Genomic DNA, 16084 nt, shown 5'->3' with positions numbered 1-16084 from the left:
GACCTTGAGGGTCGGCGGCGGGTTGTCCTCAGAGTTGGGGGCTGAGATCAGGATTTCAAGGGCTCTTCGATTTTGAAGTGGGCCCGGGCCGTGGCAATGGGCTCGGCTTCAGTGCTTTGCCAGGCGGTAATCGCCACGTTTGCCACCCGCCGCCCCTGACGACAAACCTGGCATCGGGCCCAGGTATCGCGAAACTGCCCCGCGCGCAGGTAGTCGAGGGAGAAGTCGATAATCTTCGGCACACCGGGCGAGCCGGTGAAAATCAACAAATGCAGCGCCGCCGAGAGTTCCATGAACCCGGCAATCACCCCACCATGAATCGCTGGCAGTAAAGGGTTACCAATGTTGTCCTTGTTGGCCGGCAGACGAAACAGCAGCTCATCTCCTACCCGCGAACATTCAACGCCGATCAGCTCGGCGTAAGGAATCAGCTGCAGCAGCGCGGCGTAGTCCCCCTGCGCATGGGCCCGTTGAAGCTGTTCCTTGAACGTGTCGGTCATTTCGCACCTCCGGAAATGGCGCCGCCAAAGCCTTTAGCGCCTTTGAGACCCTTGCCCATGCGCATGAAGGTGCCCACTACATGAGCGATGGGCTGTTCGGGGTCGTCCTGATAGGCAAAACCGCGCGCAAAAATTACATCGGTAGTCACTCGGTAGCATTGGGCGAAGCCGTAAACGTCTTTGTGTGGCTCGGCGGCATGCATGTAGTCGATGCGCAGGTCGAGCGTCGGGCAGACTTCGAACTCAGGCAGCACGCAGAGGGTGGCCATGCCGCAGGCGGTGTCCATCAGCGAGGTCAGCGCACCGCCATGAATCACCCCCGTTTGCGGGTTGCCGACGATCTGCGGGCTATACGGCAGAATCACCGTCAGCCCTTCGCTGCTGGCGCTGTGAAGGCGCATGCCGAGTACCTGACAATGGCGCAACGCCGACAGGAATCGCGTCGCACGCTCAAAAACGGGGTTTTCGGCCATTTGATAAAACTCTCCTTAGTGTCCGGACAAAGTAGCAGGCTAGTGGGCAAAAGTTCCGTTGCAAAACAAACATATATATCTGTGTGAATTGAGGAACTTAACCCTGATAACGGTGCTCGAAAGGCCAGTAGATATTTTCCATCAGGAGAAACACCCCATGCGTAAGACTTTAGCTATTGCCTTGATGTTGACCGCTTCCCTCGGTCTCGCCGCCTGCGGTAAAAAACCCGAGGACAAAGCTCAAGATGCCACCAAACAAACCGAGCAAGTTCAGGAAAAAATGAGCGAAGCTCAGGATAAAGTGAACGAGGCGGCAAAAGAAAACGCTGAAGCTGCCAAAGCTCAGACCGAATCGAACGCAGCCGCTCCGGCAGCGCCTACAGAAGCACCTAAAAACTAAAACAGTTTTTAGCGTGATAAAAGAAAACCCGCCAAGTGCGGGTTTTCTTTTATCTGAAATTTTGCTCGAAACGCGTCCTTAGAGCAAAACAGTCCTAAAAGTCGGACTAATCATCAGCAACAACGAACACACTAATCCGACGAACCACACCAGACTTCGCTGCCAGGCCAGATCAGCCCAATAACACAGTAGATAGATAACGCGCGCGATCACGAAGGCGATCGCCAGCGCATCGATCAGCCATCCCGCCGTTTGCGTGGTGTGCGCCATCAACACCCCGACCGCAAACAAAATGAACGCCTCGAAACTGTTCTGGTGGGCCGCCAATGCGCGGGCGCCGAAACCTGTGAGTTGCGCCTGTTGTTGACGCGGCAGGTGATTGTTGTAACCGCCCTGCTCTTTCATCGCCTTGGCCACCGGCATGCGCGCCACGAAAATCAACAAGGCGCTGATAAACACACACCAGAATGGAATACTCATCAAGCCGCCTCTTTGTTCAGCTCAGGCAATGGCGCCTCTGTAGGTGTATAGACCATCACGTCAAGAACGTCGGAGTGAAACTCGCGGCGATACAATACCAACACGACACCGGCGCTCATCAACATGAACAACCAGGGGCTGACAAACCACGCCAGCATGCTCATGCCGAAGTAATAGGAACGCAGACCGAAGTTGAACTGGTTGGCCGCCATGGAGATGACACGGGCGGCTCGGGAAGCAAAGGCGTTACGCTCTTGCTCGGACACATGCCGCTCACCGATCATCGGTGCCGAACCCACGAGAATGGCCGCAAAGTTGTACTGACGCATGCACCAGCTGAACGTAAAGAACGCATAGACAAACACCAGCGCCAGGCACAACAACTTGATCTCCGACATGCCTTGGGAAGCCTGTTGCACCATCGGGATATCAGCAAGCAACGACACGGCTCTTTCGGATGCCCCCAACACCGTGAGAATACCGGCCAGGATAATCAACGTGCTGGAAGCGAAGAACGAGGCGTTGCGCTCCAGGTTACCGATCACGCTGGCATCGGCGATGCGGTTGTCGCGCAACAGCATGCGGCGCATCCAGTCTTCGCGGTACAGGTGCAGCACACTGGCCAGGCATGCGGTGTCACGGCCCTTCCATGTCGCGTAACGGGTGTAGCCACCCCAGCAGACGACAAACCAGAGCGCGGCGAGGATGTGGATCAGATTGGCGTGAATGAACGACATGCAGTTCCTTGTGATGTGTAGACGATGATGAAACCTGCGGATAGTGCTTCGACGTTAACCCAAGGAAAAAGACACTGCATCACACGCATAAAAAATGCCCCGTATCGATTGATACGGGGCATTTCCATTTGTAGCTCAAGCCCGCTTGTGGCGGGTCATGAAGCGGCTTAAGCCAGCGCTTCTTCGCGCTTGCCCAGCAGACGGTCGCAAACCACGGCAACCACCAGGGTCATGAACGACGGCACCAGCCACGCCAGGCCCTGCTCGCTCAGCGGCAGGTGAGCCAGTTGAGCCGGCATCCAGTCGGCCAGACCGGCGCCCTTGAGGGCATCGATCATGCCGAAAATGAACGACACCAGCATCACCGGACCGACGATGCGACCCTGCTCATGCCAGAAGTCCTTGCAGAAGCTCAGGGCCACCAGGGCGATGCACGGCGGGTAGATGGCGGTCAGTACCGGAATCGAGAACGCAATCAGCTTGGTGAGGCCCAGGTTGGACACCAGCAGGGAGAACGCGGCCAGGATGATCACCAGCGTCTTGTAGGACAGTGGCAGCACACGGCTGAAGTATTCGGCACAGGCGCAGGTCAGTCCGACCGCAGTCACCAGGCAGGCCAGGGAGATCAGCACCGCGAGGAAACCGCTGCCGAGCGAACCGAAGGTGTGCTGCACGTAGGCGTGCAATACCGCCGCGCCGTTGGTGGCACCGGCGGCCACTTCATGGCTGCCCGAGCCGAGACGGAACAGGCTGACGTAAACCAGCGCCAGACCTACACCGGCAATCAGCCCGGCGATGATCGCGTAACGGGTGATCAACACCGGCGATTCCACGCCACGGGAGCGGATCGCATTGACGATGACAATGCCGAATACCAGCGCACCCAGGGTATCCATGGTCAGGTAACCATTGATGAAGCCCTGGGAGAACGGTGCCGCCACATATTCAGGGGTAGCCACGCCAATGTTACCGGCCGGCAACGCGAACGCTGCTATACCGAGAACGGCCAGGGCGATGATCTTCAGCGGTGCGAGGAACCGTCCTACGGTGTCCAGCAGACGGCCCGGATAGAGCGAGATGAAGAACACCAGCAGGAAGTACACCGAGCTATAGAGAAACAGCGCCAGCGGGCTCTCGCCGGTCAGCGGCGCCAGACCCACTTCGAACGACACGGTCGCGGTGCGCGGTGTCGCGAACAACGGGCCGACAGCGAGGTAGCACGCGGCTGCCAGCAGGCCACCGGCGATTTTACCGATCGGGCTGCTCAAGGCATCCATTGCACCGCCGACCTTGGCCAGGGCGACCACGGTGATCACCGGCAGACCGACTGCGGTGATCAGAAAACCCAGCGCCGCCATCCAGACATTAGGCCCGGACTGCAAACCGACGATAGGCGGGAAGATGATGTTGCCAGCCCCGACGAACAGGGCAAATGTCATGAAGCCCAGTGCCAGGATGTCCTGGCCTTTCAACACTTTCATTAAGGAAATACCACACTACTGAATCGGAATTTAGAGAGGGATTTCCCTTATGGGTGAGGGAAATGCTGTCGATCCGTATAGGACTGACCCGTTTAGCGCGCCGCAGCCTTGTGGGCCGCAAACGCAAAATGGCGGCTAGCCTACCGAATTTGCCCGCCAAACGCACTATTACGGGGCGAAGTATCCGATACGCGACATTTCAGTGTCGTGTTTACATATCTAATTTTCACAACCTCCCTCGCTACAAAAAGCGCTGCGAATATCTCAAACCCCGGAAATGACAAAGGCCACCCGAAGGTGGCCTTTGTTTGGTGGAGCGTCAGTTAAGCGCGAGGCTTACTTGACGGCCCAACCGGTCAGCTCGGCCAGGGCCTTGCCGATGTCTGCCAGCGAACGCACGGTTTTAACGCCTGCGTCTTGCAGAGCAGCGAATTTCTCGTCTGCAGTGCCTTTGCCGCCAGAGATGATTGCGCCAGCATGGCCCATGCGCTTGCCCGGAGGAGCAGTCACACCAGCGATGTAGGAAACAACCGGCTTGGTCACGTGTGCCTTGATGTAGGCAGCCGCTTCTTCTTCAGCCGAACCGCCGATCTCGCCGATCATCACGATCGCTTCGGTCTTCGGGTCTTCCTGGAACAGCTTCAGGATGTCGATGAAGTTCGAACCCGGGATCGGGTCACCACCGATGCCGACGCAAGTCGACTGACCGAAACCGGCGTCAGTAGTCTGCTTCACAGCTTCGTAGGTCAGGGTGCCGGAACGGGAAACGATACCGACCTTGCCTGGCAAGTGAATGTGACCTGGCATGATGCCGATCTTGCATTCGCCTGGAGTGATCACGCCTGGGCAGTTAGGACCGATCAGGACTACGCCCAGCTCGTCGCACTTGACCTTGGCATCCAGCATGTCCAGGGTAGGAATGCCTTCAGTGATGCAAACGATCAGCTTGATGCCGCCGAAGGCTGCTTCCAGGATGGAGTCCTTGCAGAAAGGAGCTGGAACGTAGATCACGCTGGCGGTGGCGCCAGTGGCAGCTACAGCGTCTTTCACGGTGTTGAACACTGGCAGGCCCAGGTGCTCGGTGCCGCCTTTGCCTGGAGTTACGCCGCCAACCATCTTGGTGCCGTACTCGATGGCTTGCTGGGTGTGGAAACTACCTTGCGAACCGGTAATACCCTGGCAGATAACTTTGGTGTCTTTATTGATCAGGACGCTCATTATTTGCCCTCCGCAGCTTTGACAACTTGTTGAGCAGCGTCGGTCAGGCTGGTAGCAGCGATGATGTTCAAACCGCTTTCTGCCAGTACTTTAGCGCCCAGCTCAGCGTTGTTGCCTTCAAGGCGAACAACAACCGGGATTTTCACGCCGACTTCTTTCACAGCGCCGATGATGCCTTCGGCAATCATGTCGCAACGAACGATGCCGCCGAAGATGTTGACCAGTACTGCAGCGACGTTAGTGTCGGACAGGATGATCTTGAACGCTTCGGTTACGCGTTCTTTGGTAGCACCGCCGCCCACGTCGAGGAAGTTGGCTGGTTTGCCGCCATGCAGGTTGACGATGTCCATGGTACCCATGGCCAGGCCAGCACCGTTGACCATGCAACCGATGTTGCCTTCCAGTGCTACGTAGTTCAGTTCGAACTTGGCAGCGTGCGCTTCGCGCGGATCGTCTTGCGACGGATCGTGGAAAGTCTTCAGCTTAGGCTGACGGTACATGGCGTTGGCGTCGATGTTGATCTTGGCATCGAGGCAGTGCAGATCGCCGTCAGCCTTGATCACCAGCGGGTTCACTTCCAGCAGAGCCAGGTCGTGATCCTTGAACAGCTTGGCCAGACCTACGAAGATCTTGGCGAACTGAGCAACTTGCTTGCCTTCCAGACCCAGCTGGAATGCCAGCTCGCGACCCTGGAATGGCTGAGCGCCAACCAGTGGATCGATAGTGGCCTTCAGAATTTTTTCTGGAGTGTCGTGAGCAATTTTCTCGATGTCCACGCCACCTTCGGTGGAAGCCATGAACACGATGCGACGGCTCGAACGGTCAACGACAGCGCCCAGGTACAGCTCTTTAGCGATATCAGTGCACGATTCAACCAGGATTTTGGTGACTGGCTGACCATTGGCGTCAGTCTGGTAAGTCACCAGACGCTTGCCCAGCCACTGCTGTGCGAATGCTTTAGCGTCTTCTTTGCTGCGAACCAGCTTTACGCCGCCCGCTTTACCGCGACCACCGGCGTGAACCTGGGCTTTGACAACCCATTCGCTGCCGCCGATTTTGTCGCAAGCTTCTGCTGCTGCTTCCGGGGTGTCTACCGCGTAACCGGTGGATACTGGCAGGCCGTACTCAGCGAACAGCTGCTTACCCTGATACTCGTGAAGATTCATGCTTATTACCGTCTTCGTTAGGTACTGCGCATTCGGTGCTGCACTCATTCAAGTGCCGCACCACCTGTGACTGCTGCTTGCGTAACCTTTCCGGGTACCCGGTGCAGCTACGCAAGACTGCGTCCAGCGGACATTCCGCGGTGAGTCTTGCTCGCAAGGCTCACGACGGGCCGTACCGCCGTGGTTTCTTATTATCCGCTTAGCGTTTCTTGCGGTTGGCGATGTGGATGGCGCCGCCATTCACTGCCAACGCTGCTTCGTGCAAGGCTTCAGACAGGGTCGGATGGGAGAAAACCATCATGCCCAGGTCTTCAGCGCTGGTGCCGAATTCCATGCCGATCGCGCCCTGCTGAACCAGCTCTGCGGCGCTCGGGCCAATCACGTGGACGCCCAATACGCGGTCAGTCTTGGCATCAGCGATGACCTTGACGAAACCACCGGTATCGTTGGCGGCCATGGCACGGCCAGAGGCTGCGAACGGGAAGGTGCCGACGTTAACTTCTACGCCTTCAGCTTTCAAGGCCTGCTCGGTTTTACCGACCCACGCGATTTCCGGGTGAGTATAAATAACCGAAGGGATCAGGTCATAGTTCATCTGGGCTTTATGGCCCTTGATGCGCTCGACAACCATAATGCCCTCTTCCGAGGCTTTGTGAGCCAGCATCATGCCGCGAACCACGTCACCGATGGCGTAAACGCCCGGCACGGTGGTGGCGCAGTGATCGTCAACGTGCACGAAACCGCGCTCGTCCAGGGTCACGCCGCAATCGGCAGCCAGCAGATCAGTGGTCACCGGACGGCGACCAACGGCTACGATCAGCTTGTCGAAAGTGATGTTCTGTTCGCCGTTGGCATCGGTGTAGTTCACAACGACTTCGTCGCCGTTCACTTTGGAACCGGTCACGCGAGCGCCCAGCTTGATGTCCAGACCCTGTTTGGTCAGGGTTTTCAGCGCTTCCTTGGAAACAGCGGTGTCCGCTGCCATCAGGAAGGTATCCAGTGCTTCGAGAACGGTGACTTCAGCGCCCAGACGGGACCATACCGAACCCAGTTCCAGACCGATAACACCAGCGCCGATTACACCCAGGCGTTTTGGTACGGATTGGAATTCCAGAGCGCCAGTCGAATCGACGATCACATTCTGGTCGACCGGAGCCGGTGGAATGTCGATCGGACGCGAGCCCGGAGCCAGGATGACGTTTTCGGCTTCGATGACTTCAACCGAACCGTCAGGCTTGGTGACTTCGACTTTCTTGCCAGCCAGCAGTTTGCCGTGGCCCTGGATCGAAGTGACGCCGTTAGCCTTGAACAGCGTTGCAACGCCGGAGGTCAGGCCTTTGACGATGTTGGCTTTACGGCCGACCATTGCTGGCACGTCCATGGTCACGCCAGCGTGGTTGATACCGTGGATCGCGAAGCCGTCTTGCGCTTCGTGAAACTTCCAGGAGCTGTCCAGCAGCGCCTTGGATGGAATGCAGCCGACGTTCAGGCAAGTACCGCCGAGGGCCAGTTTGCCTTCCTTGTCGGTGTATTTCTCGATGCAGGCAGTGGTGAGGCCCAGTTGCGCTGCTTTAATGGCAGCCACGTAGCCGCCAGGACCCGCGCCAATCACTACCACGTCGAATTTCTGAGTCATGTGTCATTCCTTCTCGAATCAAACCGGACGGCCCCTTTTGAGGACCGTCGTGGGACGAAGCTGGTCATTACAGAAGGGCCGTCCATCTGAACGGCCCGTGCAACGAAATCAGATATCCAGCAGCAAACGAGCCGGGTCTTCCAGCAGGTTCTTGATGGTCACCAGGAAGGTCACAGCTTCTTTGCCATCGATCAGACGGTGATCGTAGGACAGCGCCAGGTACATCATCGGACGGATAACTACCTGACCGTTGATCGCCATAGGACGCTGGATGATGTTGTGCATACCCAGAATCGCAGCCTGCGGCGGGTTGACGATCGGAGTCGACATCATCGAACCGAAAGTACCGCCGTTGGTGATGGTGAACGTGCCGCCGGTCATTTCTTCCATCGACAGTTTGCCGTCACGGGCTTTCTTGCCGAAGGTAGCGATGCCGCCTTCGATTTCAGCCAGGCTCATCAGTTCGGCGTTACGCAGAACCGGTACAACCAGACCGCGGTCGCTGGAAACAGCCACACCAACGTCGGCGTAGCCGTGGTAAACGATGTCGGCACCGTCGATCGACGCGTTGACAGCCGGGAAGCGTTTCAGCGCTTCGGTAGCCGCTTTCACGAAGAACGACATGAAGCCCAGGCGTACGCCATTGTGGGACTTCTCGAACAGGTCCTTGTACTTCGAACGCAGGGCCATGACTTCGGTCATGTCGACTTCGTTGAAAGTGGTCAGCATGGCCATGTTCGATTGAGCTTCAACCAGACGCTCGGCAACCTTGGCACGCAGACGGGTCATCGGAACGCGTTTTTCTACGCGGTCGCCAGCAGCGAATACCGGAGCCGAAGCAGCCGGTGCAGCAGCCTTGGCAGGTGCAGCAGCCGGAGCGGCTTTCTTGGCGGCAACAGCTGCTACCACGTCTTCCTTGGTCACACGACCGCCTTTGCCAGTACCGGCAACGGAAGCGATGTTGATGCCGTTTTCTTCAGCCAGCTTGCGAGCAGCCGGTGCAGCAACAGGATCGTCTTCGCCCGCTTCGGCAGGAGCAGCGGCAGCAGCGGCAGGTGCAGCAGCGGCTGGAGCGGCGGCAGCACCGCCCTCACCGATGGAGCCCAGAACTTCGTCGGACAGAACGGTGTCGCCTTCGTTCTTGACGATCGCGCCCAGCACGCCATCAGCAGTGGCCAGAACTTCCAGTACGACTTTGTCGGTTTCGATGTCGACGATCAGTTCGTCACGCTTGACGGCGTCGCCCGGTTTTTTGTGCCAGGTGGCAACGGTGCCATCGGCAACCGATTCCGGGAAAGTGGGGGCTTTGATTTCGATAGCCATTATCTGTGGGTCCTTAAATTCGGTTTCAGGTGCGCGAAGGCGTTAAACAGTGAAAGCATCTTGCAGCAGTTGTTCCTGCTGCTCGGCGTGCATCGAAGCGTAACCGCAAGCAGGTGCGGCAGACGCCTCACGACCAGCGTATTCCAGGACCAGGCCTTGTTTATGGTTGGTCAGGCTGCGACGCATGTGATGCTGGCTGCTGTACCAGGCGCCCTGGTTCATCGGCTCTTCCTGGCACCAAACCACGTTTTCGAGGTTGGTGTAAGGGGCGAGCGCCTCCATCAGGTCGTCCTCAGGGAACGGATACAGCTGCTCGATACGCACGATGGCGATGTCTTCACGACCTTCGGCACGGCGTTTTTCCAGCAGGTCATAGTAGACCTTGCCGCTGCACAGGATCATGCGAGTGACCTTTTTCGGGTCAAGCGCATCGATTTCCGGGATCACGGTCTGGAACGAACCTTCGGCCAGATCTTCCAGGGTCGAGATGGCCAGCTTGTGACGCAGCAACGACTTCGGAGTCAGGACTACCAATGGTTTGCGCAGCGGGCGAATCACCTGACGACGCAGCAAGTGGTAGATCTGGGCCGGCGTAGTCGGCACGGCTACCTGAATGTTGTGCTCGGCGCACAGCTGCAGGTAACGCTCCAGACGAGCCGAGGAGTGCTCCGGACCCTGACCTTCATAACCGTGCGGCAACAGCATGGTCAGACCGCAGAGACGGCCCCACTTGTGCTCGCCACTGGTGATGAACTGGTCGATAACCACCTGGGCACCGTTGGCGAAGTCGCCGAACTGGGCTTCCCAGATAACCAGAGCGTTTGGCTCGGTGGTCGAATAACCGTATTCGAACGCCAGAACCGCTTCTTCGGACAGGAACGAATCGTACAGGTCGAAACGTGGCTGACCCTTGTACAGGTTTTGCAGCGGGATATAGGTACCCGCGTCTTTCTGGTTGTGCAAGACAGCGTGACGGTGCGAGAACGTACCGCGACCGATGTCCTGACCCGTCATGCGAATCGGGTGACCTTCGAACGCCAGGGTCGCGTACGCCATGGTTTCGGCGTAACCCCAGTTGATCGGCAGGCCGCCGGCTTGCATCTTCTGACGGTCTTCGTAGATTTTCGAGACCTGGCGCTGAACCACGAAGCCTTCCGGAATTTCCAGCAGCTTGGCGGACAGTTCCTGCAAGGTTTTCAGATCGAAGCGAGTATCGTGACGCGCGGTCCAGGCGTGGCCCAGATACGGACGCCAGTCCACGAACAACTCTTTGTTCGGCTCTTTGACCAGGCTTTTTACTACGTGCAGACCGTTGTCCAGCGCGTTGCGGTATTCGTCGACTTTCGCCTGAACACGCTCAGCGTCCAGCACCCCACTCTGGGTCAGACGATCGGCATACAGCTCACGGGTGGTGCGCTGCTTGGTGATCTGCTGATACATCAGAGGCTGGGTACCGCTTGGCTCGTCAGCCTCGTTGTGGCCGCGACGACGGTAGCAGACCAGATCGATCACCACGTCACGCTTGAACTGCATGCGGTAGTCGATGGCCAACTGGGTCACGAACAACACGGCTTCCGGATCATCACCATTCACATGGAGGATCGGCGCCTGGATCATCTTCGCAACGTCGGTCGCGTACTCGGTGGAGCGCGAGTCCAGCGGGTTGCTGATGGTGAAGCCGACCTGGTTGTTGATCACGATGTGCACGGTGCCGCCGGTCTTGAAACCGCGGGTCTGCGACATCTGGAAGGTTTCCATGACCACGCCTTGACCGGCGAATGCCGCGTCACCGTGGATGGAGATCGGCAGAACCTTTTCACCGGTAGGATCGTTACGACGATCCTGACGGGCACGGACCGAACCTTCGACCACTGGAGAAACGATTTCCAGGTGAGACGGGTTGAAAGCCATGGCCAGGTGAACTTCACCGCCGGTGGTCATGACGTTGGACGAGAAGCCCTGGTGATATTTAACGTCACCGGAACCCAGCTCGACCTTCTTCTTGCCTTCGAACTCGTCGAACAACTCGCGCGGGTTCTTGCCAAAGGTGTTGACCAGCACGTTCAGACGACCACGGTGGGCCATGCCGATGACGATTTCCTTGGTGCCGTAGGAGCCGGAACGCTGGATCAGTTCATCGAGCATCGGAATCAGGCTCTCGCCGCCTTCCAGACCGAAACGCTTGGTACCCGGATACTTGGTCCCAAGGTATTTTTCAAGACCTTCGCCGGCAGTGACGCGCTCGAGCAGGTGACTCTTGATGTCGGCGGAGTACGTCGGACGGCCGCGCACGCTTTCCAGACGCTGCTGGAACCACTGGCGCTGCTCGGAATCGGTGATGTGCGTAAATTCAGCGCCGATGGTGCGGCAATATGTCTGCTGCAACGCTTCGTGAATTTCGCGTAGGCTCGCCTCCTCTTTGCCGATGAACAGGTCGCCGGCACGGAAGGTCGTATCAAGATCGGCATTGGTCAAGCCGTAATGATTGATTGACAGGTCTGCAGGTGCAGGACGCTGCCACAGCCCCAGCGGGTCAAGCTGGGCTGCCTGGTGGCCACGCATACGGTAGGCCTGGATCAATCGCAGCACTTCAACTTGCTTCTTCTCGTGCTCACTGCTCACGCTGCCGGCGGAAACCGGTTGGGCGCGGCGCTGGTTCTTTGCCAGCAAGACGAAATGATCGCGAATTGTGGAGTGCGAAACATCGGTGGCAGTGTTGCCATCAGCAGGCAACTTCTGGAAGTAGGTGCGCCACTCTTCTGGCACAGCGTTAGGGTCGTGCAGGTAGAGCTCGTAGAGCTCTTCCACATAGGCAGCGTTACTACCGGAAAGGTAGGCGCTGTTCCACATGCGCTGCATCACGCTTTCTTGCATGCTTGGTCACCCTCGGTTAGGGGAACACCACCGGCGTCGACACCGAGCAAACTTGCAGAAGTCCGAATGCAGCGACTAAAACAAGCCACTTAGGATCACGCTGATAGTCCGGGTACCAGCCCGGATGCCCCTGCTTGTCTCATTTCTTCAAAATAAGAGCCGCAGCCTTATGGGCTGCTGCTCAGGTTAAAACTACGGCGCCGGTTGAAGCCTGCGCCGTAGCATCTACGGGTACAGCGGTTCTACGGGTACAGCAGCTGAATCACACGCCGCTTTGCAGCAGCATGTTACGGATGTGACCGATGGCCTTAGTCGGGTTCAGGCCTTTCGGACAAACGTTGACGCAGTTCATGATGCCCCGGCAGCGGAATACGCTGAACGGGTCATCCAGCGAAGCCAGACGCTCGGACGTCTTGGTGTCGCGGCTGTCTGCCAGGAAGCGGTACGCTTGCAGCAGGGCAGCCGGGCCCAGGAACTTGTCCGGGTTCCACCAGAAGGACGGGCACGAAGTCGAGCAGCAAGCGCACAGGATGCACTCGTACAGACCGTCGAGTTTTTCACGCTCTTCAGGGGACTGCAGACGCTCGATGGCCGGAGCCGGCGTGTCGTTCTGCAGGTATGGCTTAACCTTTTCGTATTGCTTGTAGAAGATGCTCATATCGACGACCAGGTCACGGATAACCGGCAAACCTGGCAGAGGACGAACGATCAGCTTGTTACCTTTTACGACGGCAGACAGCGGCGTGATGCACGCCAGACCGTTTTTGCCGTTGATGTTCATGCCGTCGGAACCGCAAACACCTTCACGGCAAGAGCGACGATAGGAGAAACCCTCGTCCTGCTCTTTGATCAGGGCCAGCACGTCCAGCACCATCAGGTCTTTACCACCGGTATCAACCTGGAATTCCTGCATGAACGGCGCAGCGTCCTGATCAGGGTTGTAACGATAAACACTGACTTGCAACATGGCGGCCACCCTTAATAAGTCCGAATCTTAGGTTCAAAAGTCGGAACAGTCTTCGGCGAGAAGTTCACTGCACGCTTGGCAACGCGCTTCTCACCCGGGAAGTACAGGGTGTGGCACAGCCAGTTTTCGTCGTCACGGTCTTCAAAGTCTTCACGGGCGTGAGCACCGCGGGACTCTTTACGTACTTCTGCAGCGATGGCGGTAGCTTCGGCCACTTCCAGCAGGTTCTGCAGCTCCAGCGCTTCGATACGCGCGGTGTTGAACGCCTGGCTCTTGTCGTTGATCTTGACGTTGGCGATACGGCCACGCAGATCAGCCAGTTGAGCAATACCCTTCTGCATGTATTCGCCAGTACGGAATACACCGAAGTAGTTCTGCATGCAGCTTTGCAGCTCGCGACGCAGGGTTGCCACGTCTTCACCATCGGTACGCTCGTTCAGAGCGGACAGACGCGACAGGGCCGCATTGATGTCGGCGTCGGTGGCGTCGTCGTATTCGATACCGTCGGTCAGCGCTTTTTCCAGGTGCAGACCGGCCGCACGACCGAAAACCACCAGGTCGAGCAACGAGTTGCCGCCCAGACGGTTGGCACCGTGAACCGATACGCAAGCCACTTCACCAACCGCGAACAGGCCAGGAATGATGGTGTCCTTGCCTTCGGCGTCCTGAGTGATCGCCTGGCCATGAATGTTGGTGGCAACGCCGCCCATCATATAGTGGCAAGTCGGAACAACCGGAACCGGAGCGACGACCGGATCAACGTGCGCGAAAGTCTTGGACAGTTCGCAGATGCCTGGCAGACGGCTGTGCAGCACTTCCTCGCCCAGGTGGTCGAGCTTGAGCATTACGTGGTCGCCATTCGGACCGCAACCGTTGCCGGCGATGATTTCCTTAACCATCGAACGGGCAACCACGTCACGACCGGCAAGGTCTTTGGCGTTCGGAGCATAACGCTCCATGAAACGCTCGCCGTGCTTGTTGATCAGGTAACCACCTTCACCACGGCAACCTTCGGTTACCAGTACACCGGCGCCGGCGATGCCGGTCGGGTGGAACTGCCACATTTCGATGTCTTGTACCGGTACGCCGGCACGCAGCGCCATGCCAACGCCGTCACCGGTGTTGATCAGGGCGTTGGTGGTCGAAGCGTAGATACGACCTGCACCGCCGGTGGCCAGTACGGTGGCCTTGGCACGGATGTAGGTGGTTTCACCGGTTTCGATGCAGATCGCGATCACACCGACGAACTCGCCTTGACCGTTCTTTACCAGATCGACAGCGTAGTATTCGTTCAGGAACGTGGTGCCGGCTTTCAGGTTGCCCTGATAAAGGGTGTGCAGCAGCGCGTGACCGGTACGGTCGGACGCCGCGCAGGTACGTGCAGCCTGGCCGCCCTTGCCGTAGTCCTTGGACTGACCGCCGAACGGACGCTGGTAGATGCGACCGGTTTCGGTACGGGAGAACGGCAGGCCCATGTGGTCCAGTTCGAAAACTGCGGCCGGACCTTCCTGACACATGTATTCGATAGCGTCCTGGTCACCGATGTAGTCGGAACCCTTGACGGTATCGTACATGTGCCAGCGCCAGTCATCGTTCGGATCCGCAGATGCAATGGCGCAAGTGATGCCGCCCTGGGCCGATACGGTGTGCGAACGAGTCGGGAAAACCTTGGTGATCACGGCAGTCTTGTGACCGCCTTGTGCCAGTTGCAGCGCTGCGCGCATGCCGGCACCGCCGCCACCAATAATGATGGCGTCGAAAGAAATCGTTGGAATGTTAGCCATGGATCAGATACCCCAGAGAATCTGCACACCCCAGACGAAGTAAGCGAACATCGCAACGCCGCATACCGCCTGGAAAAGGAAACGTACTGCAGTCGCGGACTTGCCCAGCGCCATCGGCGTCAGGTAGTCGGTCGCGATGGTCCACATGCCGACCCAGGCGTGAGCGCCCAGGGCCACAAGGGCCAGCAGACTGAAGATACGCATCCCGTTGTGGGCGAACAGGCCATGCCATTGGGCGTAGCCAATGCCAGGATTCGCAGCGAGGTATCCGATCAGGAAAATGAAATAAGCCGCGAGAACAACCGCAGACACACGTTGCGCCATCCAGTCATAGAGGCCCGAACGCGAAAGGTTCGTAACGCTGGTTACCATATCCAAACTCCTGCCAGAACGATCAACACCACGGAAACGGCGATGATAATTTTCGAGCCCAGGCGGCCGCCTTCCAGCGTCTCACCGATGCCCATGTCCATGATCAAGTGGCGCACACCGGCTACCAGGTGATACAGAAGAGCGGACAGGAGGCCCCATGCTACGAACTTGGCCAGCGGGCTGGTCAAGCATGCCTTCACCTCGGCAAAACCTTCCTCGGAACCCAGAGACTTGCCCAATGCATAAAGCATGAAGCCAAGGCCCAGGAAGAGGATGATGCCGGAAACACGGTGAAGAAACGACGTAACGCCGGTGATGGGGAGTTTGATGGTCCTTAGGTCTAGGTTTACAGGTCGTTGGCTTTTCACGGCTTTTTTTTCACACTGAAGAGCCCCTAACAATCAGGGCAAAGTTGTTGGGGAGTGCACTGGTCAGGTAACCACCACCCAGGGATGCGACCCCCAATAAAGCAGGCCCAAAAGCCCCTGGCGGTCGGTGGCCGAGTATAGACAGTTAGGCTACTAATGACAACGCGTTCACCTTCCCCTAATAGCGGATTGCACAAGTGACATAAAAGGCGTAAACGGCAGACAATTTCGAGAAAAAAGTGCGGTTAAAGCCTTCTGGAGCAAGACTTTAGGCAAATTGACATTCGAATTTATCTCACTATAGT

General features: G+C 57.7%; 15 protein-coding genes. 1 reads left to right on the top strand and 14 read right to left on the bottom strand.

Annotated features, from left to right (window positions below):
• Positions 1–47 precede the first annotated feature (47 nt).
• Both ACEN8R_RS03830 and ACEN8R_RS03825 read right to left on the bottom strand, forming a co-directional pair.
• Positions 48–500, bottom strand: a complete 453-nt coding sequence (locus ACEN8R_RS03830; RefSeq protein WP_018925116.1) for a PaaI family thioesterase — start codon at positions 498–500, stop codon at positions 48–50.
• On the bottom strand, positions 497–973 hold the full coding sequence (locus ACEN8R_RS03825) for a PaaI family thioesterase (RefSeq protein WP_018925115.1): 477 nt from the start codon (positions 971–973) through the stop codon (positions 497–499). Before ACEN8R_RS03825 ends, ACEN8R_RS03830 begins: the two co-directional genes overlap by 4 nt.
• Before the next feature lie 157 nt (positions 974–1130).
• On the opposite strand from ACEN8R_RS03825, the gene ACEN8R_RS03820 reads away from it, so the two are divergent.
• Complete coding sequence (locus tag ACEN8R_RS03820) at positions 1131–1373, top strand: hypothetical protein (RefSeq protein ID WP_018925114.1); 243 nt, start codon at positions 1131–1133, stop codon at positions 1371–1373.
• A gap of 78 nt (positions 1374–1451) precedes the next feature.
• Here ACEN8R_RS03820 and ACEN8R_RS03815 read toward each other — a convergent pair whose 3' ends face one another.
• The 12 genes from ACEN8R_RS03815 to sdhC form a co-directional block, all read right to left on the bottom strand.
• The gene (locus tag ACEN8R_RS03815) at positions 1452–1853 is read right to left on the bottom strand and encodes an MAPEG family protein (RefSeq protein ID WP_018925113.1); all 402 of its coding nucleotides are present in this window, start codon (positions 1851–1853) and stop codon (positions 1452–1454) included.
• Entirely contained in the window at positions 1853–2590 is a 738-nt protein-coding gene (locus ACEN8R_RS03810) for a DUF599 domain-containing protein (protein WP_018925112.1), read from the bottom strand. The genes ACEN8R_RS03815 and ACEN8R_RS03810 overlap by 1 nt, the downstream gene beginning before the upstream one ends.
• A 167-nt stretch (positions 2591–2757) precedes the next feature.
• On the bottom strand, positions 2758–4071 hold the full coding sequence (brnQ, locus tag ACEN8R_RS03805; RefSeq protein ID WP_018925111.1) for a branched-chain amino acid transport system II carrier protein: 1314 nt from the start codon (positions 4069–4071) through the stop codon (positions 2758–2760).
• Between the two features lie 336 nt (positions 4072–4407).
• Complete coding sequence (gene sucD, locus ACEN8R_RS03800) at positions 4408–5289, bottom strand: succinate--CoA ligase subunit alpha (RefSeq protein WP_007919877.1); 882 nt, start codon at positions 5287–5289, stop codon at positions 4408–4410.
• Positions 5289–6455 (bottom strand): ADP-forming succinate--CoA ligase subunit beta, encoded by a 1167-nt coding sequence (sucC, locus tag ACEN8R_RS03795; RefSeq protein WP_007919879.1) that lies wholly within the window; start codon positions 6453–6455, stop codon positions 5289–5291. Before sucC ends, sucD begins: the two co-directional genes overlap by 1 nt.
• A gap of 199 nt (positions 6456–6654) precedes the next feature.
• Positions 6655–8091: a dihydrolipoyl dehydrogenase gene (lpdA, locus tag ACEN8R_RS03790; RefSeq protein ID WP_018925110.1), complete on the bottom strand. Its 1437-nt coding sequence runs from the start codon at positions 8089–8091 to the stop codon at positions 6655–6657.
• Positions 8092–8199: 108 nt separating this feature from the next.
• Positions 8200–9414 carry a 2-oxoglutarate dehydrogenase complex dihydrolipoyllysine-residue succinyltransferase gene (gene odhB, locus ACEN8R_RS03785; protein WP_018925109.1) on the bottom strand — a complete coding sequence of 405 codons (1215 nt, stop codon included), beginning with the start codon at positions 9412–9414 and terminating at the stop codon, positions 8200–8202.
• A 42-nt stretch (positions 9415–9456) separates the two neighbouring features.
• On the bottom strand, positions 9457–12288 hold the full coding sequence (locus ACEN8R_RS03780) for a 2-oxoglutarate dehydrogenase E1 component (protein WP_018925108.1): 2832 nt from the start codon (positions 12286–12288) through the stop codon (positions 9457–9459).
• 262 nt (positions 12289–12550) lie between these two features.
• Entirely contained in the window at positions 12551–13255 is a 705-nt protein-coding gene (locus ACEN8R_RS03775) for a succinate dehydrogenase iron-sulfur subunit (RefSeq protein ID WP_018925107.1), read from the bottom strand.
• 11 nt (positions 13256–13266) lie between these two features.
• Complete coding sequence (gene sdhA / locus ACEN8R_RS03770; protein WP_018925106.1) at positions 13267–15039, bottom strand: succinate dehydrogenase flavoprotein subunit; 1773 nt, start codon at positions 15037–15039, stop codon at positions 13267–13269.
• A gap of 3 nt (positions 15040–15042) precedes the next feature.
• The gene (sdhD, locus tag ACEN8R_RS03765; protein ID WP_003210573.1) at positions 15043–15411 is read right to left on the bottom strand and encodes a succinate dehydrogenase, hydrophobic membrane anchor protein; all 369 of its coding nucleotides are present in this window, start codon (positions 15409–15411) and stop codon (positions 15043–15045) included.
• Positions 15405–15779, bottom strand: a complete 375-nt coding sequence (gene sdhC, locus ACEN8R_RS03760) for a succinate dehydrogenase, cytochrome b556 subunit (protein WP_015096190.1) — start codon at positions 15777–15779, stop codon at positions 15405–15407. Before sdhC ends, sdhD begins: the two co-directional genes overlap by 7 nt.
• Positions 15780–16084 lie beyond the last annotated feature (305 nt).

The sequence above is a fragment of the Pseudomonas sp. Pseusp15 genome (assembly GCF_059492165.1).
This window is presented reverse-complemented; position numbering and strand designations above follow the sequence as displayed.

Excerpts from the sequence above, each read along its gene's own strand:
- brnQ (WP_018925111.1), bottom strand. The coding sequence starts at position 4,071 with ATGAAAGTGTTGAAAGGCCAGGACATCCTGGCACTGGGCTTCATGACA.
- ACEN8R_RS03810 (WP_018925112.1), bottom strand. The coding sequence starts at position 2,590 with ATGTCGTTCATTCACGCCAATCTGATCCACATCCTCGCCGCGCTCTGG.
- ACEN8R_RS03780 (WP_018925108.1), bottom strand. The coding sequence starts at position 12,288 with ATGCAAGAAAGCGTGATGCAGCGCATGTGGAACAGCGCCTACCTTTCC.
- ACEN8R_RS03825 (WP_018925115.1), bottom strand. The coding sequence starts at position 973 with ATGGCCGAAAACCCCGTTTTTGAGCGTGCGACGCGATTCCTGTCGGCG.
- ACEN8R_RS03815 (WP_018925113.1), bottom strand. The coding sequence starts at position 1,853 with ATGAGTATTCCATTCTGGTGTGTGTTTATCAGCGCCTTGTTGATTTTC.
- odhB (WP_018925109.1), bottom strand. The coding sequence starts at position 9,414 with ATGGCTATCGAAATCAAAGCCCCCACTTTCCCGGAATCGGTTGCCGAT.
- sdhD (WP_003210573.1), bottom strand. The coding sequence starts at position 15,411 with ATGGTAACCAGCGTTACGAACCTTTCGCGTTCGGGCCTCTATGACTGG.
- sucD (WP_007919877.1), bottom strand. The coding sequence starts at position 5,289 with ATGAGCGTCCTGATCAATAAAGACACCAAAGTTATCTGCCAGGGTATT.
- ACEN8R_RS03775 (WP_018925107.1), bottom strand. The coding sequence starts at position 13,255 with ATGTTGCAAGTCAGTGTTTATCGTTACAACCCTGATCAGGACGCTGCG.
- lpdA (WP_018925110.1), bottom strand. The coding sequence starts at position 8,091 with ATGACTCAGAAATTCGACGTGGTAGTGATTGGCGCGGGTCCTGGCGGC.
- sucC (WP_007919879.1), bottom strand. The coding sequence starts at position 6,455 with ATGAATCTTCACGAGTATCAGGGTAAGCAGCTGTTCGCTGAGTACGGC.
- ACEN8R_RS03820 (WP_018925114.1), top strand. The coding sequence starts at position 1,131 with ATGCGTAAGACTTTAGCTATTGCCTTGATGTTGACCGCTTCCCTCGGT.
- ACEN8R_RS03830 (WP_018925116.1), bottom strand. The coding sequence starts at position 500 with ATGACCGACACGTTCAAGGAACAGCTTCAACGGGCCCATGCGCAGGGG.
- sdhA (WP_018925106.1), bottom strand. The coding sequence starts at position 15,039 with ATGGCTAACATTCCAACGATTTCTTTCGACGCCATCATTATTGGTGGC.